Annotated in this window: 2 protein-coding genes; one reads left to right on the top strand and one right to left on the bottom strand. The window is 70.2% G+C overall.

All coding sequences use genetic code 11. The features are described 5' to 3' along the window. A partial coding sequence (locus tag G6018_RS16080) for a hypothetical protein (RefSeq protein WP_182640153.1) occupies positions 1–274 on the top strand: 274 nt, incomplete at its 5' end. 46 nt (positions 275–320) lie between these two features. Here G6018_RS16080 and G6018_RS16075 read toward each other — a convergent pair. Continuing rightward, positions 321–534: arabinofuranosyltransferase (locus tag G6018_RS16075; protein WP_182610950.1), on the bottom strand; the 214-nt coding region annotated here is incomplete at its 5' end.

Below are 534 nucleotides of genomic sequence, written 5' to 3'. Positions count from 1 at the left end.
TGAGCCGCTGCTCGTGCCGATCGACCGGCTCGGCCGCCCGCTCGACCCGGTCGACGACTGGCACAGGGCGGAGGACGTACTCGAGGGGATCGGTCTGCGGTTCCTCATGGAGCGTTTCCTGTTCCACGAGAACGGCCGCGACACCGTGGTGCGGATCTCCCACCTCGACGAGAACCGGATCGTCTTGTCGACGGCGCTCACGGACGCGATCGAGGAGGTCGGCCGCGAGATCGTGGCACCGTTCCCGGCGCCGTCGACGCTGCGCCCCGCCTGACGACGCCGGCGACGCTGCGCCTCGCCCGGCCTCCGGCCCGGCCCGGTCACCGCCGCACGACCACCACTCTCGAGCTCACCTCGCGGACGTCGAACAGTGCCCGGTCCTCGAACTGCTCCGGGTGGAACCGGATCTTCTCCCGACTGTTGTTCCGGGCCAGGGGCATCTCGTTGATCGCCACCGGGACCACCCAGTTCCTCGAGCCCTCCCGATCGAACACCATCACGTCCGGGCCGCGGAACGGGCCTGAGTCCATCGCG

The organism is Dietzia sp. DQ11-44 (assembly GCF_014145205.1).
GTDB lineage: Bacteria > Actinomycetota > Actinomycetes > Mycobacteriales > Mycobacteriaceae > Dietzia > Dietzia natronolimnaea.
Note: the sequence above shows the minus strand (reverse complement) of the source record. Positions and strands in the feature narration are given on the sequence as shown.